18 protein-coding genes and 3 tRNA genes are annotated in these 20,631 nt (G+C 66.2%); 7 read left to right on the forward strand and 14 right to left on the reverse strand.

Going from position 1 to position 20,631, the window contains the following annotated elements:
- Positions 1-2: 2 nt before the first annotated feature.
- The gene (locus tag AC1DBN_RS10830) at positions 3-1,289 is read right to left on the reverse strand and encodes an ABC transporter substrate-binding protein (RefSeq protein WP_477723162.1); all 1,287 of its coding nucleotides are present in this window, start codon (positions 1,287-1,289) and stop codon (positions 3-5) included.
- A gap of 139 nt (positions 1,290-1,428) precedes the next feature.
- Here AC1DBN_RS10830 and AC1DBN_RS10835 point away from each other — a divergent pair, with 139 nt between their 5' ends.
- A complete protein-coding gene (locus AC1DBN_RS10835; protein WP_477723163.1) occupies positions 1,429-3,267 on the forward strand; it encodes a glycoside hydrolase family 13 protein in 1,839 nt (612 codons plus the stop codon).
- A gap of 30 nt (positions 3,268-3,297) precedes the next feature.
- Here AC1DBN_RS10835 and AC1DBN_RS10840 read toward each other — a convergent pair whose 3' ends face one another.
- The 6 genes from AC1DBN_RS10840 to AC1DBN_RS10865 form a co-directional block, all read right to left on the reverse strand.
- Complete coding sequence (locus tag AC1DBN_RS10840) at positions 3,298-3,909, reverse strand: hypothetical protein (protein ID WP_477723164.1); 612 nt, start codon at positions 3,907-3,909, stop codon at positions 3,298-3,300.
- A complete protein-coding gene (locus tag AC1DBN_RS10845) occupies positions 3,906-4,562 on the reverse strand; it encodes a hypothetical protein (RefSeq protein ID WP_091717912.1) in 657 nt (218 codons plus the stop codon). Before AC1DBN_RS10845 ends, AC1DBN_RS10840 begins: the two co-directional genes overlap by 4 nt.
- A complete protein-coding gene (locus AC1DBN_RS10850; RefSeq protein ID WP_056076945.1) occupies positions 4,559-4,936 on the reverse strand; it encodes a hypothetical protein in 378 nt (125 codons plus the stop codon). The genes AC1DBN_RS10845 and AC1DBN_RS10850 overlap by 4 nt, the downstream gene beginning before the upstream one ends.
- Positions 4,933-5,124 carry a hypothetical protein gene (locus AC1DBN_RS10855; RefSeq protein WP_056076947.1) on the reverse strand — a complete coding sequence of 64 codons (192 nt, stop codon included), beginning with the start codon at positions 5,122-5,124 and terminating at the stop codon, positions 4,933-4,935. The genes AC1DBN_RS10850 and AC1DBN_RS10855 overlap by 4 nt, the downstream gene beginning before the upstream one ends.
- Complete coding sequence (locus AC1DBN_RS10860; RefSeq protein WP_091717909.1) at positions 5,121-5,582, reverse strand: Asp23/Gls24 family envelope stress response protein; 462 nt, start codon at positions 5,580-5,582, stop codon at positions 5,121-5,123. Before AC1DBN_RS10860 ends, AC1DBN_RS10855 begins: the two co-directional genes overlap by 4 nt.
- Before the next feature lie 225 nt (positions 5,583-5,807).
- Positions 5,808-7,406, reverse strand: coding sequence for a glycoside hydrolase family 68 protein (locus AC1DBN_RS10865; RefSeq protein WP_477723165.1), 1,599 nt, complete (start codon positions 7,404-7,406; stop codon positions 5,808-5,810).
- 593 nt (positions 7,407-7,999) lie between these two features.
- On the opposite strand from AC1DBN_RS10865, the gene AC1DBN_RS10870 reads away from it, so the two are divergent.
- The gene (locus tag AC1DBN_RS10870; RefSeq protein WP_091717905.1) at positions 8,000-10,543 is read left to right on the forward strand and encodes a polysaccharide deacetylase family protein; all 2,544 of its coding nucleotides are present in this window, start codon (positions 8,000-8,002) and stop codon (positions 10,541-10,543) included.
- A gap of 281 nt (positions 10,544-10,824) precedes the next feature.
- Here the strand turns inward: AC1DBN_RS10870 and AC1DBN_RS10875 are convergent.
- From AC1DBN_RS10875 to AC1DBN_RS10885, 3 genes are all read right to left on the reverse strand, one after another.
- Positions 10,825-10,900, reverse strand: a tRNA-Phe gene (locus AC1DBN_RS10875).
- 48 nt (positions 10,901-10,948) lie between these two features.
- Positions 10,949-11,022: transfer RNA gene (locus tag AC1DBN_RS10880), tRNA-Asp, on the reverse strand.
- A 90-nt stretch (positions 11,023-11,112) separates the two neighbouring features.
- Positions 11,113-11,185, reverse strand: a tRNA-Glu gene (locus AC1DBN_RS10885).
- A 164-nt stretch (positions 11,186-11,349) separates the two neighbouring features.
- On the opposite strand from AC1DBN_RS10885, the gene AC1DBN_RS10890 reads away from it, so the two are divergent.
- Positions 11,350-12,384 (forward strand): PHP domain-containing protein, encoded by a 1,035-nt coding sequence (locus AC1DBN_RS10890; protein WP_314216470.1) that lies wholly within the window; start codon positions 11,350-11,352, stop codon positions 12,382-12,384.
- Positions 12,385-12,429: 45 nt separating this feature from the next.
- On the opposite strand, the gene AC1DBN_RS10895 is transcribed toward AC1DBN_RS10890, so the two are convergent.
- The gene (locus AC1DBN_RS10895; protein ID WP_091717901.1) at positions 12,430-13,119 is read right to left on the reverse strand and encodes a DsbA family protein; all 690 of its coding nucleotides are present in this window, start codon (positions 13,117-13,119) and stop codon (positions 12,430-12,432) included.
- Positions 13,120-13,245: 126 nt separating this feature from the next.
- Here AC1DBN_RS10895 and AC1DBN_RS10900 point away from each other — a divergent pair, with 126 nt between their 5' ends.
- From AC1DBN_RS10900 to AC1DBN_RS10915, 4 genes are all read left to right on the forward strand, one after another.
- Positions 13,246-14,292, forward strand: coding sequence for a DMT family transporter (locus AC1DBN_RS10900; RefSeq protein WP_091717899.1), 1,047 nt, complete (start codon positions 13,246-13,248; stop codon positions 14,290-14,292).
- Between the two features lie 9 nt (positions 14,293-14,301).
- Complete coding sequence (locus AC1DBN_RS10905) at positions 14,302-14,730, forward strand: metallopeptidase family protein (RefSeq protein ID WP_091717896.1); 429 nt, start codon at positions 14,302-14,304, stop codon at positions 14,728-14,730.
- Between the two features lie 10 nt (positions 14,731-14,740).
- A complete protein-coding gene (locus AC1DBN_RS10910; RefSeq protein ID WP_091717894.1) occupies positions 14,741-15,661 on the forward strand; it encodes a cation diffusion facilitator family transporter in 921 nt (306 codons plus the stop codon).
- Between the two features lie 181 nt (positions 15,662-15,842).
- Complete coding sequence (locus tag AC1DBN_RS10915) at positions 15,843-17,354, forward strand: C40 family peptidase (RefSeq protein ID WP_477723166.1); 1,512 nt, start codon at positions 15,843-15,845, stop codon at positions 17,352-17,354.
- A gap of 25 nt (positions 17,355-17,379) precedes the next feature.
- On the opposite strand, the gene AC1DBN_RS10920 is transcribed toward AC1DBN_RS10915, so the two are convergent.
- From AC1DBN_RS10920 to AC1DBN_RS10930, 3 genes are all read right to left on the reverse strand, one after another.
- The gene (locus AC1DBN_RS10920; protein WP_477723199.1) at positions 17,380-18,177 is read right to left on the reverse strand and encodes an ABC transporter permease; all 798 of its coding nucleotides are present in this window, start codon (positions 18,175-18,177) and stop codon (positions 17,380-17,382) included.
- Between the two features lie 73 nt (positions 18,178-18,250).
- Positions 18,251-19,282: an ABC transporter ATP-binding protein gene (locus tag AC1DBN_RS10925; RefSeq protein ID WP_477723167.1), complete on the reverse strand. Its 1,032-nt coding sequence runs from the start codon at positions 19,280-19,282 to the stop codon at positions 18,251-18,253.
- A complete protein-coding gene (locus AC1DBN_RS10930; protein WP_477723168.1) occupies positions 19,279-20,544 on the reverse strand; it encodes a LolA family protein in 1,266 nt (421 codons plus the stop codon). The genes AC1DBN_RS10925 and AC1DBN_RS10930 overlap by 4 nt, the downstream gene beginning before the upstream one ends.
- Positions 20,545-20,631: the final 87 nt, after the last annotated feature.

Raw genomic sequence — 20,631 nt, forward strand, 5'->3', positions numbered from 1 at the left:
TTTTACGATCCTGCGCCGGCGGTCTCGATGGACTTCTGCATGTCGGAGAGCGCATCCTTGGCGGGCTTTTCACCCTTCAGCGCCGCGTAGGCGTTGTCCTGGATGGCCTTGGTGACTGCAGGGTAGAACGGGGTTACCGGCCGGGGAACAGCATTCTCGATGGAGGTCTTGAGCACCGGCAGGTACGGCAGCTTGGCAACCAGTTCCTGGTCCTGGTACAGGTCACCGAGGACCGGGGCCAGCGAACCCTGGGTTGCGAAGAACTTCTGCTGTTCTTCCTGCACCAGGAACTTCACGAAGTCCAGGGACGTGGCCTTGTGGTCGGAGTAGACGCTGACGGCTGCGCTGTGGCCACCGAGGGAGGAAGCGCCGGGGCCGTCCTTGCCCGGAAGGGCTGCCATGCCCAGAACGTCCTTGACCTTGGAAGAACCTTCAGTGGTTGCCAGGTTGTAGACGTAGGGCCAGTTGCGCAGGAACAGGAGCTTGCCGTCCTGGAAGGCACGGCGGCTTTCCTCTTCCTGGTAGGTGATGGCTTCAGCCGGGATGTTTCCGTCCTTGAAGGCCTTCACCAGGTTGTTCAGGCCCGCTTCGGCCTCGGGGGTGTTCAGGTTCGGCTTGCCGTCCTTGTCGAGGACGGATCCACCGGCGGAGTTGATTGCTTCCGAGGCGTTGACGGTGAGGCCCTCATACTGCTTGAACTGCCCGGCGTAGCAGCCCATGTTGTTCTGCTTGGCGATGGAGCACATGCCCATCATCTCGTCCCAGGTCTTCGGCGGCGTGGGCACCAGGTCCTTGCGGTAGTACAGGATGCCGCCGTCGGAGGAGACGGGCGCTGCGTAGAGAGTGCCCTTGTAGGAGCCAGCCTCGATGGTGGGCTCCAGCATGCCCTTGGTGTCGATGGCCATCTTGTCCTTGAGCGGCTGCAGCCAGCCCTTGGCGGCGAACTCGGCCGTCCAAACGACGTCCACGCTGGCTACGTCATAGTCCGCGTTCTTTGCCTGGAAGTTCTGCACCAGGTCATCGTGCTGCTGGTCGGCGTTGTCGGTCTGCTCCTTGAAGGTGACCTTTTCGTCCGGGTGCGCAGCGTTCCACTTTTCGATCAGCGGACGGACGACGTTGCTGTTGTCCTTGCCCTGCACGTACGTGATGGGGCCCCGGCTGTCGAGGTTGGCCTCAGCGTCGCTGCCGCCGCCCGACGTTCCGCCACCTCCTCCGCCGGCACAGGCGGACAGGGAAAGGGCCAGAACGCCGGCCGTGGCAACCGGCAGAAGGAATCTAGGGGTTTTCATTGGCTTGAAGCTCCTCGCTGAGAGACAAGTAAGTCGACAGTGCGGTTGTTGGTGAGGTTGATGTGGTGCCTGTCACACTAGTAAGGTTGCTGCCGTTGATGCAAGCGTTTACATCAAAAAGTTATCTAAGGGGAACCAAATGCCGAACCCGACCGTTCCAGGCTCCCGGAGCAGTAGCCGCGAGTGGTGGGCCGATGCTGTGGTCTACCAGGTCTATCCCCGCTCCTTCGCGGACGCTGACGGCGACGGAATGGGTGATCTCCGCGGCGTGACCGCCCACTTGCCGTACCTGGAGCGGTTGGGAGTGGACGCCGTCTGGCTCTCCCCTTTTTATAAGTCACCCCAGGCTGACGGCGGCTACGACGTGGCCGACTACCGCCAGGTGGACCCCCTGTTCGGATCCCTGGCCGACTTCGACAGCATGTTGCAGGATGCTCACGGGCGGGGACTGAAGGTCATCGTTGACCTGGTTCCCAACCACACCTCGGATGAGCACCTGTGGTTCCGTGAAGCGCTGGCGGCGCCGCCGGGGTCCGCCGAGAGGGACAGGTACATCTTCCGGCCGGGCAAGGACTCTGAGCCGGGGTCCGGGGACGGCAACAGGCCACCCAACAACTGGAAGTCAATCTTCGGCGGCCCGGCCTGGACCCGGGTCACCGACGCCGGCGGCCAGGACGGAGAGTGGTACCTCCACCTCTTCGACACCAAGCAGCCGGACCTGAACTGGGACAATGCAGAGGTCCAGGAAGAGATGCGGTCAGTCCTGCGGTTCTGGCTGGACCGGGGTGTGGACGGCTTCCGGGTGGACGTTGCCCACGGACTTGTCAAGGAGGCCGGCCTGCCGGACTGGGACGGCGTGGCTGCCATGGTGGAGGGCACTGCCCCGCACCGGGATCCCCTGCTCCCGGGCGATGCCCCCGGTGCCCACACCGACGCCGAAGAACCGCACCGTGCGGTATCACCGGTGTATCCGCCGTCGCCCTTCTTCGACCAGGAAGGTGTCCACGCGATCTACCGCGACTGGCACAAGGTGCTGTCCGGGTACGGTCCCGACCGCATGCTCGTGGCCGAAGCCTGGGTTGAACCGGCGGAACGGCTGGCCCGCTACGTCCGCCAGGACGAGATGCAGCAGGCGTTCAACTTCGACTTCCTGCTGGCCGGGTGGGATGCGGAGCGGATGGCGGCGGCCATCGATACCTCCCTGGCCGCTGCGGCCACCGTAGGCGCACCGTGCACCTGGGTGCTCAGCAACCATGACACCGTCCGGCACACCACCCGCTTTGGCCTGCCCGATCCCACATCCTTTCCCAAAGGCATCGGCCCGGACGACGAACAGCCGGACGCCTCGTTGGGGCTGGCGCGGGCCCGGGCCGCCACGCTGGTGTCGCTGGCCCTTCCCGGCTCGGCCTACCTGTACCAGGGCGAAGAACTGGGCCTGCCGGAGCACACCATGCTTCCCGCCGGGGCACGGCAGGATCCCACGTTCTTCCGCACCAGGGGCGCGGAAATCGGCCGGGACGGCTGCCGGGTTCCGTTGCCATGGACCGCAGGGGCTCCGGGCTTCGGGTTCTCGGACCCTGCTGAGAACGCCGCGGAACCCTGGCTGCCGCAGCCGGACAGCTTCGGTCCGCATGCAGCGGACCTGCAGGACGGTATGGAAGGGTCCACGCTGGAGCTGTACCGCGCCGCCCTGGCTTTCCGGGCGGCGGAGAAACTGGGTGCGGGGAGCGTCGAATGGGCAGAAGCCCATTCACCGGAGAGCGGCGTGCTGGCCTTCACCAACGGGGACGTGCTGGTGGTTGCGAACATGGGATTCGCCGGCGCCCCGGTGCCTGGCGGCTACGCCGTGGCGGTGTCCAGCGGGCCGGAGCCGCGGGCAGAGTGGGCGGACATGCAGGAAATTCCGGTGGACTGCACCGTGTACCTGCAGAAGACAACCACACTTCAACCGGGGAATGCCCAGGACCGGCAGGGCTAGGCCCACTTAAGCCAACCCGGGAACAGTGCGTCAGCGGACCCGCTCGGCCCTGCCGAAGCGGGTCCGGGCCCCGGCGCCGATATGGATGAGGACGGGAGTCTTCCTTCCCACCACAGCGTCAAGGGCATCAACCAGCCCGGAGACTTCGGCGGCCAGAAGATGCGGCGCCACCCCCTGGCGGGGCAGCAGCCGGATCCTCAGCGTCGGGGTGCCTTTGACGTCGTAGGTGGTCACGCTGGACGAGGCGAGGTCCGGGCGGCCGGCGAGCGCCTGCTTGAGCGCCTGTTCGGCCACTCCCGCGCCGATCCGGACATCGCCGGGGACTTCCCCGGGATCATATTCGGATGCCAGGAGGTTCGACCGGCCCTTACCCTGCTGGGCCACCCAGGCAACCATCAGTCCGATCAGGACCAGCAGGACCAATGCCACCACCATCCAGAGCCAGCTTTCCGTCCGCCCGGGGAACCGGGTGGCGTTGAAGGCATCGTTCGCGGTGCTCCAGGCTGCCGCGGACCAGGAATGCCACCACGCTGCGACGGCGGGAACGGTGGCCAGCAGGACCAGCAGGAGGCCAACCGCCAGCAGTTTCAGGCCGAGCAGTGTCAGGAGGATCCGGTTCAGGGCGGTTGGTGTGCTGTTCATGCTCCCACCACCCCGGACGGTGCCACGTTAATACGGACTTCCGGTGCTGGATCGAGCGCCATCTGCTCCACTTCCTCCCGGACGGCGGCCAGGACCGAGTCTCCATCGACGGGCACGCCCGACGTGGGCCGGACGTTCACCATGACCTGGCGCTGCGAGACCACCACCATTACCTGCTCCGGCGTAACGTTTGCGGCCAGCCGAGCCCGGCGGGCCAGCGACGAAGCGATCACTTCGTCGTCAATGACGACGGCGGGACGACCGGATTCGAGCCAACCGCCGGCGAGCGTGTGCCTGGCGCGGCGTCCCGGAGCCACACCGTTGAGGAAAAAGACCAGTCCCACCATGGCAAGCACGGCGCCGATGGCACCCAGCAGGAGGGGTGAAATCCCTGCGGGAAGCACCGTCAGCCGCTCTGCGGCGACTTGGGGTTCGATCAGCCAGGGCGGCTGGCCAATGGCGTGCACCGCAGCCTCCAGCAGCCCGTACCCGGCCAGCGCCATGACCACTACAGCGGCAACGATGGCGACGCCGGCACGCGTCGAACGTGTTTCCCGGCGCACGATCCGGGCCATGTCCGGGCTCCGGCCATTGTGGCGTCCGCCCCTGCCGCCGCGGGCGTCGCTGCCCCGTGTCTCCACGCTGCTGCTCACTGCACCCGACCTCCTTCGCTGATCCTTGCCCCGCTGATCCTGATGTCCACCCGGCTCAGGCTGGCTCCGCTGAGCTCGGTCACCGTGGCCAGGATGCGGGCCTTGGCCTGCACCGTACGCTGCCAGATGGAACCGCCCACCAAGTCAATCCGCCCCGGATCCATCGCCGCCTGCAGCGGGGGGACCCTGATAGGCGTGACAAGCGACAAAGCCAGCAGCCCGTCGTCGTCCGCCCAGTCGGCACGGACGTCCTGGGCGTCAACGCCGAACTCGCGGGCCGCCGCCGCCTTGGCGAGGCTGGTCAGCGCCTGCGTGCTGATCCGGTTATGGCCGTTGAGCACCTGCCCCGGCACAGCCGGCGCCGGCGCGCTCATGACGATGAACGCCGGCCCGTGATGGCGTCAAGGACGCCGCGCAGGTCCAGCTTTCCTTCGGCGGCACGGCCCAGGAGCGCTCCGATGGCCATGAAGAGCAAAGAGACGAGGAAGCCCCAGAGGCCGAACTGCAGGGACATGAAAGCAACAAAGGCACCCATCGCGATGCCTGCCACAGTGAGATTCACAGCAATGCCTCCCTTTCCGGAGAGCCGGAGACTGCCGGCTTGACGGGCGGCGGCACGTAGACGTCGGTGACCTCCACGTTCACCTCGATGACCTGAAGCCCTACGAGTTCCTCCACGGCCCGGTAGACCGCGGCGCGGACCTGGTTGGCCAAGGAATGCAGGGGCGTGCCGTAACTGGCAACCAGGCTGATGTCGACAGCCACCTGCGTTTCGCCGACTTCCGCCCTGACCCCCGTGGCATGGTCGGTACTGCCCACGGCGTCCCGGATGGCACCCAGCGCCCGGGACGGGCCCGAACCAAGGGAATAGACACCGGGGACCGCCCTGGCGGCGATACCGGCAACCTTGGCCACGGCGGTTTCGGAAATGACGGTGCGGCCCGGCCCCGGCACCGCAGCGGGAACCGGCACGGCCCCGCGGTGGACACCCGGTGTGGGTTGTGGGTTCTGGTATTCCATCAGGCACTCCCCCTTCTTTTGTTTCCAACCCTATCCCCAGCCTGCGGTGATGTGCTGAAATCGCTCCGCGACAGGTGCAGTGGAATCGCGGTGATGTAGGTGCGGGGCGTGACAACCGTCGAGCGGGACAGTTAAAAGGCCCAGGCGGGGAGGCCCCCAAGGACATCCCCGCCTGAGCGGTGCCGCCTGGAGCAGGCGGCGGAAGCGGCAGGTGCCGCGGTCTTGTTACTTGTAGAGGCCTTCGCCGCCAATTCGCTTATTGGTAGGCAGGTAGCCGAACGGGCCCAGGCCGTTCTGGCCGAAGCTGCGGTCCACCTGGGTCACGCCGTTCTTGAAGTTGATCTTGACGGTCGGGGACAGGGATCCGCCGCGGACGCCGTTGACGTTGTCGATGAACGACTGCACCAGGCCGTTGGGCTGGACGTAGTGCGAGTATGCCTGGAACTGCCGGCCATTCTGCTGGCCCGAGATACTTCCACTCGGGTTATTGGCCGGAAGGTTGAGGTCGGTGGGTGAGCCGAGCGCCAGGCCGCTGTTGTTGACCGGCTGATAGTCGGAGCGGATGCCGTCGCCCACGAAGCCGTAGACGCCGTCGGGACCGCGCATTCCGTCCGCATACGTGAACTGGTGGCTGATTGTGTACAGGTAGTACTTGTTCTTGCCGTTCTCGTTCTGGATGAAGATCTGCGGGCGCTCAGTCTGGTCGTTGACGCAGTTGGCGGACAGGATCGGCGGCAGGAAGGACCACTTGGTGAGGTCCTTGTTGTCGGCGACGGCCAGGCCCACGTTGGCGGTCTGGTAGTGCGAACCGGTGTTCCGGACATCGGTCAGGCTTTCAGCGTGCGGATCGCCCGGCTGGTAGCCCAGGTCCTCGCCCTTGCACTGGTAGTCGCCGCGGTTTCCGGCGGTGTTGCCCTCAAAAACCATGTAGGTCTTACCCGGGTGCGCCGGGTCAGCGAAGGTGTACGGGTCGCGGAAGGCGAAGCCCGGGTTCTGGGCCTTGTTCTGGTAGAGCTTGCCGTCCGGTTCCAGCAGCTTGGTGTGCTGGAAGCCGTCGAACGTCACGCCGTTCTTGTCGGCATGGATCTTGCCCAGTGCTTTGGCGATTGCGGCGTCGGGAGCGATTCCGCCGCCACCGGCGTTGCGCTCTGCCACATCGTGGAACGTGGTGGCGGTGTAGAAGACGTTGACCTGGTTGCCCTGCATGAGGCGCGTGGAGCCGGACCATTCGGTGTTGCCGATGGACGTGTTGTCCAGGAACAGGTGTCCGCCGTAGTTCCACTTGTCCTTGGCCGGATCGGCGTTGGTCTTGCGGAAGAAGTATCCGATGCGGGCATTCCAGTGGCGCTGGTCGAAGCCATAGCCGGCGTGGCGGTCGGCAACCAGGGAGAAGATGACGTCGTAGCCCTTGTAGCTGATCTGGTTGGCGTTTTCATCCGTCAGGGACCAGGTGTCCCAGACCCAGACGTCGTCGTTCATGGCGGGGAAATCTTCAGGGATTTCCGGCATGGTGACGTCGGGGCTCATGGAGTTCTGGCCCGGTGCAACGGAGGGGTTGCTCTGCGCCATGATCTGCTTGGCGTCCGCACGGGTCCACTTTGAAGTGAAGTCCGACGCCGGGTCAACAGCCTGCTGGGTGTGCTTGGTGGGGAGGGCGAAGCCGGGCGTGGGCGACGGGAGCTGCTGGGCGGCCGGCGGGTCAGCGGGTTCGTTGGCCTGTGCCGAGGGGACGGCCAAGAAGGCCGAGGCCGCAACGGACGCCGCCAGGGCTGCGGCGGCGGTCCGCCACCGCAGCTTCCGGGGTGATTGGGGGTGCTTGTGCATTTTTGCTCTTCTCGCGGAGTTCAAACTGTTCGTGGAAGACGGGCGGATGCCCTGGTTCCCCGCACTCCGGCGGATCCCCCGGCGACACGGCAGGCGTCGTCAGGGACGCCTTTGTAACGGGGGCCGGGACTTGGGTGGAGTCCCGAAGCGGGCCCCGGCGACATCGTGGCGATGTCCGGGCCGGTGTCAACGCTAGGCAGGGCCTGGAGCACATGACAAAACGTGTGTCGGCACTCGAAAACCTAGTTCGACTCATTTGTGCAAGCGCTTACGCAATTCAAGGCGCGCGCGTGCCACAACGATTTTTCACAGTCAAATGTTTCAGATGTCTGACAAATCCATTTTGCGGTTCCCCTGTCACAGCGGAAACGGCTGCCCCGACGGGCCGGGCAGGACGAGGGTCAATAGAGTGGTTCGGCGGCAAAGACAGGTAGCGGGCACTCATGCCGCATTAACCCAGCGAATATATTTTGGGAGCAGTCGGCCAGCCAGAGGCTGGGATGGCAGACAGCAAACGCCCGTTCCGGTTTCGATCGGGCCATTCCGGGTAGGGGGTGGGCCGGCAAGCCGCTGTTCTGAATCGAGTTAATCGCATGGAACGATCAATGCAGCGCGCCCCGAAAGGCCAGCCCCTGCAAAAAGCCCCTCCACCGGCCAGGAGCCGATGGAGCATTCCCACGTTTGCGGGCCGCCAGCTCCGCGAAAAATTCAAGACCGGCCGGGCCGCTGCCACCGCGGCGGGAACAACGCTGCTCGTCCTGTCGACCTTCATCAGCACGGTGGCCCTGGCACCTGCGGCCAACGCTGCGGAACTCGTCACGGTGTCCCTGACGTTCGACGATGCACACCTGAACCAGGTAGCGGCGGCGGACTACATGAACTCCAAGGGTTTGAAGGGTACGTTCTATGTGCCATCGGGCTACTTGAATTCGGATTCTTCGCACATGAACACAGCCCAGGCCCTCGCCCTACAGACAGCCGGAAACGAGATCGGCGGGCACAGCGTCACCCACGCCGACCTGGCCTTTGCAGATACCGGCGAAGTGACCCGGCAGATCTGCAACGACCGCACCAGCCTGACGGGCCTTGGTTTCCGGGTGACGAGCTTTGCGTATCCGTATGCCTCATCGACTCCTGCCATCGAAAACATTGCCAACACCTGCGGGTACAACAGCGCGCGTGGCCTGGGTGACATCGCCAGCCACATCGCGGGAAGCGAAACATTCCCGCTGGCGGAGACCATGCCTCCGGCGGATCCGTTCCTCACCAAGGCGCCGGACCAGGCCGACAGCACCTGGACACTCCAGAACCTCAAAGACCTGACCCTCAAGGCCGAGCCGGGTGGCGGCTGGATCCAGTACACGTTCCACCACATCGGAGTGGCCACTGAACCTCTTTCCGTGACCACCGAGAACTTCCGGGCCCTCATCGACTTCCTGGCCGCTGAGCAGAGCGCCGGCCGGGTGATCGTCAAGACCGTTGACCAGGTGATTGGCGGAGCGGTGAAGACCAACGGCGCCGGACCACAGCCGCCGGCACCCCTCACCTCGGGAAACCTCATCCGTAACCCGGGGTTTGAAACGGCGGGCCCCATTGCCGGAGATGCCCCTGCGTGCTGGGTACCGGGTGGATACGGGATCAACACGTACACGTACAGCACAGTAGCTGCTGCGCATACGGGGACAGCGGCCCAGCAGCTGGTCATGTCGTCCTACCAGAGCGGGAATGCCAAGATCCTGCCGCCGCTGGACACGGGCCAGTGCACGCCGACGGTGACGCCGGGACAGAGATACACGATGTCCGGGTGGTACAACTCGACGGCCCAGACCCAGTTCGAGCTGTACTACAGGCTGGGTACGGGCAACTGGCAGTACTGGACATCGAGCCCGTTCTTTGCTTCGTCCGCGAGCTTCACCCAGGTGTCGTACACATCGCCACCCGTTCCTGCCGGTGCTACTGCCATGAGCATGTCCTTGACACTGGTCAGCACGGGAACCCTGGTGACGGACGACTACAGCCTGACAAAGGCGGTTCTTGACCCGGGCGCCTTCCAGCCCATGACGCCGGTGCGTCTGCTGGATACAAGGACGAGTGGCGGTCCCGTCGCGCCCAGGGGGACGGTTTCGTTCCAGGTGGGCGGAGCCAGCGGGATCCCGGCAAGCGTTGCAGCGGTGACCTTCAACCTGACCGTCACCAACCCCACCTCCAACGGATTCGTCACGGCGTACGCGTCAGGCACCACGCGGCCCAATGCTTCGAACCTGAACTATGACACCGGGCAAACAGTCCCGAACAGTGTCACGGTTCCGGTGGGTGCCGACGGCAAGGTCACGCTCTACAGCGAGTCGGCTGGCACGGCCAACCTGATTGCCGACGTTTCCGGCTACTACGCAGCCGGAACGGCAGTGGCGAACGGGTCGTTCAAGGCAGTGGCGCCGGCACGGTTCCTTGACACGCGGAATACGGGCACGCCCGTGGCTCCGAAGGGAACCGTTTCCTTCCAGGTTGGCGGAAACAGCGGTATTCCGGCAGGCGTTTCGGCAGTGACCTTCAACCTGACGGTCGCCAACTCGACGTCCAACGGCGTCGTCACAGCGTTTGCCTCGGGCACCAGCGTCCCCACGGCGTCGAACCTGAACTACGACAGGGGACAGATTGTCCCGAACAGGGTCACGGTTCCGGTGGGTGCCGACGGCAAGGTCTCGCTGTACAACGACTCTGCCGGCACCGCCCACCTGATCGCAGACGTATCCGGGTACTACCTGGCGGGCATCGTGAGCCTGCCCGGCATGTTCCAGGCGATTACGCCTAACCGCTTCCTGGACACCAGGAGCGGAAACCCGGTGGGTGCCAACGGGACTATCTCCGTCCAGGTTGGAAGCGTCGGCGGGGTTCCGGCAACGGCCTCGGCGACCATCTTCAACCTGACCGTCGCCAATCCGACCAGGAACGGCTTCGTCACGGCCTACCCGTCCGGCGCGTCCCTGCCGAATGCCTCCAACGTGAACTACGCCGCCGGGCAGATTGTCCCGAACAGCGTCACTGTTCCCCTGGGAGCGGACGGCAAGGTCAACCTCACCAACAGCTCAACCGGCACAACGCATCTGATCGCCGACGTCTCGGGATATTTCCTCTGACAGACGCAGGAAGCCAGCCACGCTGAGCATGTGAACTGCTCCCCGGCAAGAGGACCTGATCTCCAGGTTCAACTGCCGGGGAGCAGTCATGTGGAGGGGCATTGCCCGCTCCGGCAGCGACAGGTCAGGGACTTGTTCGCTGGTCCGGCCGTTGAAGGCTCTGATGTGCGGACAAGGCCGGGACCGACTTCCGGGCCTCCAGAAGTCCAGTTCCAAAAGTGCGGTTGAAAAGTGTGGTTAAAGAAGAAAAGCACCAGTTCCGCAGAACTGATGCTTCCCAGTGGTGGCTCCGACCGGCGTCGATCCGGTGACCTTTCGATTTTCAGTCGAACGCTCTACCAACTGAGCTACAGAGCCTAGGTGACATGTCACCATGACCGCCGAAATCTCTTCCGACAACCAGAGCGACCCTGACGGGACTTGAACCCGCGACCTCCGCCGTGACAGGGCGGCGCGCTAACCAACTGCGCTACAGGGCCTTGATTTTCTTGCTTCACAGTATCTCTACTGCTTTTTTCAAGGCTTCCAGCCTACCAGACATTTTTTGTCTGTTTGACCAGTTCCTTGCGTACCCCCAACGGGATTCGAACCCGTGCCGCCGCCGTGAAAGGGCGGTGTCCTAGGCCGCTAGACGATGGGGGCCAGAACCCGTTCGGAACAAAATAAAAGGCGTAAAGCGAGGCTTTCCGTCTTTGTCCTTTGCGTTTCTCCGAACTGGACTCAACAACTATAGGGCTTACTCTGCGATTATCCAAAATCGGCCAAAAACCCGTGCCTGAACAGGAAGAACGGGCGAAGATGGACTTATGGATGCCGTCGCAGCGCTCAACGAGATCGCCTTCTGGCTGGAGCGCGGACGCGCTGCCACCTTCAAAGTCCAGGCGTTCCGCAAGGCCGCTGCCGCCATCAGCGCCCTGCCACCGGACGAAGTGGCCGCGCGGGCGCGGAACGGCCGGCTGAAGTCAATGAAGGGCATAGGTGACAGGACTTTCCAGGTGATCCAGCAGGCGGTGGACGGATCCGTCCCGGACTACCTCGCTGACCTCCGCGAGAAAGGCGCGCAGCCACTGGCCGTCGGCGGAGCCGCCGTCCGAAAAGCCTTGCGCGGCGACCTGCACAGCCACAGCGAATGGTCCGACGGCGGCTCCCCCATTGAAGTGATGGTTGCCGCCGCGGAGGTTCTGGGCCGGGAGTACCTGGCCCTGACCGACCACTCCCCCAACCTGACCATCGCCAACGGCCTTTCCGCCGAACGCCTGGCGAAGCAGCTCGACGTGGTGGCCGCCATCAACGACGGCAGTAAGGACGGTGGTGCGCACGACGGCACGGTCCGGCTGCTGACGGGCATCGAAGTGGACATCCTGGAATCCGGTGAGCTGGACCAGGACCCGGAACTGTTGGACCGGCTGGACATCGTGGTGGCCAGCGTCCACTCGAAGCTCCGGGCAGACCGTAAAACCATGACCGCGCGGATGCTCGGCGGCATCCTGGCGCCGCACAGCAACATCCTGGGCCACTGCACGGGCCGGCTGGTGGAAGGCTCGCGCGGCACCCGCCCCCAGTCCGAATTCGATGCCAAGGAAATATTCGCCGCCTGCGCCGAGAACAACGTTGCCGTCGAGATCAACTCCCGGCCAGAGCGGCAGGACCCGCCGGATGATCTGATCAAGCTGGCCGTGGAAGCAGGCTGCCTGTTCTCCATCGACAGCGACGCGCACGCGCCCGGGCAGCTGGATTTCCTCCAGTACGGGGCCGAGCGGGCCGAACGCAATGACGTGCCGCTGGAGCGGATCATCACCACCTGGCCGGTGGACAGGCTCCTTGACTGGGCGGCCACCTAAAGCCCTGCCAGTCCCCCTGACGTCGGCGGCGGTGGCGTGCTGCGGTTATTTGACGGCGTCGGCGAGTTTCTGCCGGAATTCGGCTTTGGTGGTGAGCGTCAGTTTCTCCCCGTTGAGGAAGAAGGTGGGCGTCCCGTGGACGCCCAACGCCTCGCCGTCGGCAATGTCCGCCAGGACGCGCTCTTCGGTTTCCTGGTCAGCCACGGCTGCATCGAACTGCGCCAGGTCCAATCCGAGTTCCTCCGCGTACGTGCGGAACAAGGGGGCCTGTGACTGTTGCTGGCCGGCCCACTGCGGCTGGGCGTCGAACAACCTGTTGGCCATTTCCTGGTACTTGCCCTGCTGGCTTGCCGCCTCGGCAGCGAGTGCCGCCTGGCCGGAGTTGGCGTGGGCCGCCAGCGGGAAGTGCCTGTTCACGAAGGTAATCCTGTCGCCAAACTCGGCTTTGAGTTCCTCCACCACGGGATGGATGGACCCGCACGCGGGGCATTCGAAATCCAGGAACTCCACCAACTGCGCTTTTTCCACGGCCGGCGCGGTGAGGCGGTAGCTGTTCTCCCGGACGAGCTGTTCGGACCCCGATCCCGGCGCGGGCGGAGCCGCATTTTGCTCCTTGTTAGCGGCGAACACGGCGTACCAGGCCACTCCACCGATGACGGCGGCTGCCAGCACAATCCAGATCACTGTCCTGACGAGGCGTGCGGTATCACGGGGTGGGGCAGGGCTTGAGACCATGTTTCGCATCCTAGCCGAGGCAGGGAGTGGCCCCGCCCCACGCCCAGCTCCACTTTGGCAGGAAGTTGGCCAGACGTGGCCGATTTCCGCCAGCCCGGGCCCGGCCTGCGCGACTAGATTGGGCTCATGCCTTCCACTACCCCTGTCAGCAGTCCCGCTTCGGCGTCATCGGCGGCCGCCCCCGTCAAGGCACTGGGCATCGCTGCCATGGCCGTCACCGTGGTCCTGTGGGCTTCGGCGTTCGTGGGTATCCGCGCCATCGGCCCGCACTTCTCCCCCGGCTCCCTGACGCTGGGCAGGCTGGCGATTGCCGCCGTCGTGCTCGCCGCCGTGGCGCTGCCGAAAATACTGAAGACCCGCCTCGTGCCGCGGGGCCGCGAGTGGTGGCCCATCCTGGCGTACGGGGTCATGTGGTTCGGTGGTTACAACGTGGCGCTGAACGCTGCCGAGCATGTCCTCGACGCAGGTACCAGCGCCTTGCTCATCAACGTCAATCCCATCCTGGTGGCCATCATGGCAGGCATCTTCCTCAAGGAAGGCTTTCCGCGCTGGTTGCTCATCGGCAGCACCATCGCCTTCGCCGGCGTCGCCCTCATCGCGCTGGGGTCCGGTGCACCCGGCCGGCCAGGGGAAAGCGCGACGACGGACATGGCCGGCGTGCTCCTCTGCCTCCTTGCCGCGGTGCTCGCCGCAGTCAGCGTCATCATCCAGAAGCCGGTGCTGCGGAAGTTTCCCGCGGCCCAGGCCACGTGGTTCGGCATCCTGGTGGGCGCGGTATGCTGCCTCCCCTTCGCCGGGCAGCTGGTGTCCGAGGTGCAGGCCGCACCGCCCGCGGCAACCGCGGGGCTGGTGTACCTGGGGATCTTTCCCACAGCAATCGCCTTCACCACCTGGGCCTATGCGTTGTCGCTGGTGGACGCCGGAAAGCTGGCGGCCACCACCTACCTGGTTCCGGGAACGACGGTGCTGATTTCGTGGCTCCTGCTGGGTGAGATCCCCACGGCCTGGGGCCTGGTGGGCGGGCTGGTGTGCCTGGTGGGCGTCAGCCTGACGCGCCGCCGGACCCGCACCCGCCGCGGCGGTGCCGGTGAGGCTGCCCGCGGCGGCGCCAGTGGGGCTGCCGGGGGTGTTTCATCACAAAATCCCGCCGTCCCGGGGGACAATCGCGACTAAAGTCGAGGTATGCCTGCAAGCCTTCCGCCCGGTCTCCCCATCATCCCGGAGGGCCCGCACGAACCGCGGGGTTTCACCATGTCCCCGGACGAGTTCGAGGCCGCCGTCTCCGACGCCCTGGACAGCATCCCAACGAAGCTGGCGCGGGCCATGGACAATGTGGCCGTCTTCATTGATGACGACTACGAACCGCACCCGGGAGAAGACCCGGACACCGTGCTGCTGGGCCTGTATGAGGGCGTGCCCCTGACTGAACGGGATTCCTGGTGGGACGCCGGATCACTGCCCGACCGGATCACGATATTCCGAGAACCCATTCTCGAAATCTGTGATTCGCGCGAGGATGTCATCCACGAGGTGGCAGTGACGGTGGTCCACGAGATCGCGCACCATTTCGGCATTTCGGACGAGCGGCTGCACGAGCTCGGCTGGGGCTAGCCTTGTAGGCATGGGACACGACCACAGCCACACGCACGGAATCACCGCCACCGGGCGGCACCGCAAACGGCTGGTGGCCGTCCTGGCGATTACGCTGAGCGTGGTGCTGATCCAGGTGGCGGGCGCCTTCCTGTCCGGATCACTCGCCCTGCTGGCGGACGCAGGCCACATGCTGTCCGATGCCGCTGGCGTCACGATCGCCCTCCTGGCCGCCTGGATAGCGGGCAGGCCCGCCAGCGACCAGCGGACCTACGGGTATCAGCGCGCCGAAGTCCTTGCCGCCCTGGCCAACGCGCTGATCCTGATTGTCATCTCTGTGGTGATCTTCACCGAGGCCATCCGCAGGATCGGATCCGTGCCTGAAGTCCACACCGACATCATGCTCTTCGCCGCCATCCTCGGCGCCGTGGCCAACCTGGTCTCGCTGCTGATCCTCCGCGGCGCCCATCAGGAAAGTCTCAACGTCCGCGGCGCCTACCTGGAAGTCCTGGGGGACCTGCTGGGCTCCTTCGCCGTGATCATTGCGGCCGTGGTCATCATTTTCACCGGCTACCAGGCGGCGGATACGATCGCCTCGGTCGTGATCGCCCTGATGATCCTGCCGCGGGCCTGGAGCCTGCTCCGGGACGTGGTGGACGTGCTGCTGGAGGCCAGCCCCAAGGGTGTGGAAGTGCAGATGATCCGCGAACACATCCTTTCGGTGGACGGCGTCACTGACGTACACGACATCCACATCTGGACCATCACCTCCGGAGTGCCGGTCTTTTCGGCCCATGTGGTGGTGGAGGACGGCGTCCTCAATGCCCGGGGCGCCGACCAGCTGCTGGACAAGCTTGTCACCTGCCTGGGCTCCCACTTTGACACCGACCACTGCACCTTCCAGCTTGAGCCGGCCAGCCACTCCGAACACGAGGAACGCCAGCACGCCTGACAACACGCCACAAAACCTGCGGCCGTAATGACACTGTTGTGATTAGTGTTATTGATGTGACAGTTGTTGCTTCTGTGCAACGGGTGACGTAACCTCGGACTGCTGGCGAGCAGCCGAGGCGTACCTCCGTGTCACCACCAGGACCTCACTCCCAGCCCCAACTGCTGCGAGGTTCCAGTCCATGCCGAGGTTTCTGCCTACATCGCTTTTGCCCGGCCTTCGGGCTGCGTCCGGCCGGAAAACGGCAGCGCTGTGCGCCGCCGTCGTACTTCTGGGATCCATAGGCCTTCCCGCAGCAGCCGCCCCGGGCGCGCACCTTCCCGCCGCGCCGGCTCCGGCTTCGCCCGCCCTTCCCTCCCCTGAGGACATTGCTGCTGCGAAGGCCAGCGAAGCGGCAACAGCAGACCAGGTCGCCGCGATCGAACGCATCCTTGGGGACGCCTCGGACGCCCAGCAGGCGGCTTTTGCTGTGGCAATGCAGGCAAACAACTCCTACAGCGAAGCCCTGGTGGAGCTGCAGCAGCGGTCGGAGGCCGCGTCCGTGGCCGCTGCCCGCGCAACAGCAGCGCAAGCGGAGCAGGACAAGACCCGCAAGCAGGTGGGACAGCTGGCCGGTGACCTCTACCGGAACGGCGGCCTGAACCCAACGCTCGGGACCCTGGTCAGCGGCACCGGCGAAAGCCTGCAGCAGGCCGCAACGCTTCAGGCGCTGTCGGCCGGCCGCAGCCGCGCCTTCGAGGCGGCCGACGCTGCCGCCACCGCATCGCAAACCCTGACGGCTGCGGCAGGAGACGCCACAAAGGCAGCGGATGAAGCGGCCCGGACCGCCGAAGCACGGAAAACCGGCGCCGAGCAGGCCAACGCCGCCCAGGCCGCGGCCGTGGCGGATGCCCGTGCCCGGCGGACCGTCCTGGTGGACCAGCTGGCGCAGTTGCGCAACACGACGGTGGAGCTCGAATCCGCCCGGGTGGACGGGCTCGAACGGCAGCGCGAGGAAGCGCGCCTGGCTGCCGTGACGGCCGCGGCCAACGCAGCGGCAGCCACGGCAAATTCCCAAGGCAGTGAAGCCCGGGCTGGTGAAACCGGGGCCAACCAGGGCGGATCAGCGGCCGCGACCGCAGTTGTGGCTCCAGCTGCCCCGGCGCCGGCACCTGCACCGGCCCCTGCACCGGCGGCTCCGGCCCCCGCTCCGGCTCCTGCGGCACCGGCCCCCGCTGCTCCTGTTCCCGCCCCAGCTCCGGCTCCAGCCCCCGCGCCCGCACCTGCGCCCGCTCCGGCCCCAGCCCCCGCGCCCGCACCAGCTCCCCCAACTACCGGCGGCGCCACTCTCGAAACAGCCATCTCCGTGGCCCTCAGCAAGGTGGGTTCGCCGTACTTCTACCAGTGGGGCGGCACGGGACCCACCGGCTTCGATTGCTCGGGGCTCGTGCAGACAGCATTCGCTGCCGCCGGGAAGTACCTGCCCCGGACCGCCAGCCAGCAGTACGCTGCCGCTCCCGTCCACGTGCCCCTCTCGCAGGCCCGCCGCGGCGACCTCCTGGTGTGGGGCTCAGGACCGGATTTCTACCATGTGGCCATCTACCTGGGGAACGGCCAGGTGGTGCAGGCACTCAACCCGCAGGAGGGAATCGGCGTCACCCAGCTCAGTTCCATGGCCGGGATGCAGCTGCACCCCTACGCGGCGAGGTACTAAGCACCCATGCCGGGGCGTCACCCGGTCAGCTGAGGACGTCCTTGGTGGTGAACCGGGCGTAGGCGAGCGCACCGAACACGGCAATGTAGCCGGCCTGCAGCAGCGCGTTGCTGCCGAATGAATCCCAGAGGACCGGCTGCCGGAGCATGTCGCCAAAGCCCAGCCAGTAGTGGCTGAACAGCCACGGGTGCAGCCACTCCAGCTGCGGCAACTGGTCCGCTATCTGCGACACCACGGAAACCACTACCGTGGCCGCCATGGCCCCTACCGGAACCACCGTCAACGTGGACAGGAACAGGCCGATGGCCGACAACCCGGCCAGGGACACCGCCATGTACGCCGCGATCAGCAGCATCCGCACCGCGGCCTCCGCCGGCTGGATCACATCACCGGACAGCAGGGTGACAGGCCCCGCCGGGAACAGGGCGGCCCCGACCGCGGCACCGGCCAGCGCCACGGTCAGGGGCGCCACGATGCAGAACGCGAGCGCCGCCGCGTACTTGACCAGCAGCAGCCGCACGCGCCCTGCGGGAGCCACCAGCAGGTACCGCAGCGTGCCCATGTTCGCTTCGCCGGCAATGGTGTCGCCCGCCACGACGCCAACGGTAAGCGGCAGGAACAATGGCACGGAGACCAGCATGGCGGTGAAGGCAACGAAGAGCCCATTTTGCGTGATGCGGTCCAGGAATGCCGGGCCCCGGCCGGAAGGGACTCCGGAGGAGAGCCGCACGGCCACCGCGATCAGGATGGGAATTGCTGCCAGGGCCAGGAGGAGGGCCCACGTGCGCCGGCGCCCAAACAGGACCTTCAGTTCGGACTGCATCAATGAGAGCCCGGACCAGCGCGGCACGGCCTCTTTCTGTGTTCGGGCCGAACCGGGGATGTCCGCCGGGATGCTACTGGGCAACGTCGAACCCCTCCCCTGTCAGTGCGACAAAACGGTCTTCCAGGCTTTCGCGTTCGACGGCGAATCCCCGGACCCGGACCCCGGCCGCCACCAGCTGCGCCACGATGTCCTCCGCAAGGATTTCCCCGGACCGGGCCTGCGGGGATCCGTCAATCCGCGGTGAGGAGGCACCGGAGGCAGGCATCAGGGCCGCCAGCAGGGTCTCCCCTCCGGGCTGGGCATCGCCGGCCTTGCAGTCCAACCCAAGGCCTGCCAGCACGTCCCGCGCCTGTGCTCCGTCCGGCGTGAGGAGGCGGACCCTGGCGCTGCCGGCCCGGCGGAGTTCGGCGAGCGAGCCCTGGGCCACCAGCTTCCCGGTGCTCATGACGGCGGCATGCGTGCACATCTGGTCTACCTCGGCCAGCAGGTGGCTGGAGACGAAGACAGTGGTGCCGCTGTTCGCCAGGGAGCGGACCAGGTGCCGGACTTCCCGGGTGCCCTGCGGGTCCAGCCCGTTGGTGGGTTCGTCCAGCACCAGCAGGTCCCGGTGCGACAGCAGTGCGTTCGCAATACCCAGGCGTTGCTTCATGCCCAGCGAATAAGCGTGCACCCGTTTGCTGGCAGCATGGGCCAGGCCCACCTGGTCGAGTGCGCGGTCCACCCGCGCCCGGCGCGTTGCCGGCACCGTGTGCCGCGTGGCAGCGTCCAGCCGGTGCAGGTTCGCGGCCCCGGACAGGAACGGGTAGAACGCCGGCCCTTCCACGAGCGCCCCCACCCGTGGCAGCACCTCGTGGAACCGGCCCGGCATCTCCATGCCCAGGAGGTTCACCGTCCCGGCAGAGGCCGCCGCAAGGCCCAGCAACATGCGGATGGTGGTGGTCTTCCCGGATCCGTTGGGTCCCAGGAAGCCGAATACGGAGCCGGGCGGCACTGCAAGGTCCACACCGTCCACGGCCACTTGGCGGCCGAACTTCTTGGTCAGCCCATGCGTCTCAATGGTCAGCCCGTAGCTTCTTTCCGGGTCGCGAGGGCCCGGGTTCACGGGGCCGCCGAAGCGGCGGCCTGCAGCCTGTCCGGCGGCACCATGGCCGCGAAAACGCGGCCGTCATCGGTGATGAGCACGTTGAGCAGCGCCGTGGACACAAGCCGCCCGCCGGGAACGACGACGGCGGCCTGGGCCAGCAACGGATCCTCCAGGAAGGAATTGGCGGCCGGTGCGCCCGCTGCCGCGGCAGGCAGCCGCAGTATGGTTTCCCAGCCCTGCCCGGTGACGGCCGGATGCCCAGGGCCCATGCCGTCGCCGGCATGGTCACCAAAGTTGTGTTCGCCGGGGGTCTGATCGCCGGAGATGTGACCGCCGTAGGTCCTCTGCCCGGGGTCAGGCACCTGCAGTTCCTTCACGGTGCTGCCCGGGGGCGGGGAGAACGTGAACAGGGAATCGTCCGGCGTGCCCAGGGACAAGGCGGTGAACCCCAGGCGGAAGGAAGGCGTTCCGGCGCCGCGCGCTGTGACCTGGACGGCGAGGGGCATTCCGGTTTCACCGTCCACGGCGATGGCCACCTGGCCCACCAGGGTGGCTTCGGACCGGGGTTCAAGCAGCAGGTTGTAGGCCGCCCGCCCGGCTACTTCCACGTCGGCTCCCACTGTCACGGCAGTGGTGGGGTCCACTTTCTCCAGCAACTGCCGGGCGAGGTCCTCCGGCGTCGGCATCATGGATTCCGACGGTGAACCGGACTGCGCGAGGGCAGCGGGATCTTCGCCCTGTGCCGGTGGAGCGGAGAGCGGCAGGTCGGCGGCGTGGGCCGGCAGGGTCAGGTGGGCGGCCGAGTTGTCCTTGGAGGAGTAGAACCAGACGTCGCTGTCCCGGCGGACGATATCGCGCTCGGCAAGCCTGTCCACCACTTGGATGCGGGCTTTGGTGGTGCCGTCCTTGTAGACGCGGGCGGTGTGCTGTCCGGAAAGGAATTCGACCACGGACGCGGCACCGCCTGCGGACGCGGGGTCGGAGGAAGCACCTGTGGAGGGCAGGGCGGGCAACCCAAGGTCCGAGGACTGCTCAATGGTTCCGGAGAAGGCCTGGGTGTGGTGCGCGGCCGCCAGGGCCAGCACCTCTGCGGGCGTCTTTTGCGGGAGCGGGTCACCGGCGTTTGCAGGCAGGGTCCCTGCGAGCGCGGCGGCGGCGATCACCACCGGCGCTGCGAGGGCAGGCAACCATCGCGGCCAGTTGCGGCCGCTGCGGCGGTTGCCGTGCAGTTGGAACGTTGAGTCGGTGCCCGTGGCGGATCCCGTGGTCTCGGTGCCCATAGCTCAAGGTTACGCCTGTCCGCGTCCCGCCACACGGGCTATCCGGGCCTGCTCCGGGAACGGACGCCACCGGCGCTGTACTGCGAC

It is taken from the genome of Pseudarthrobacter sp. 10T415, from assembly GCF_056394175.1.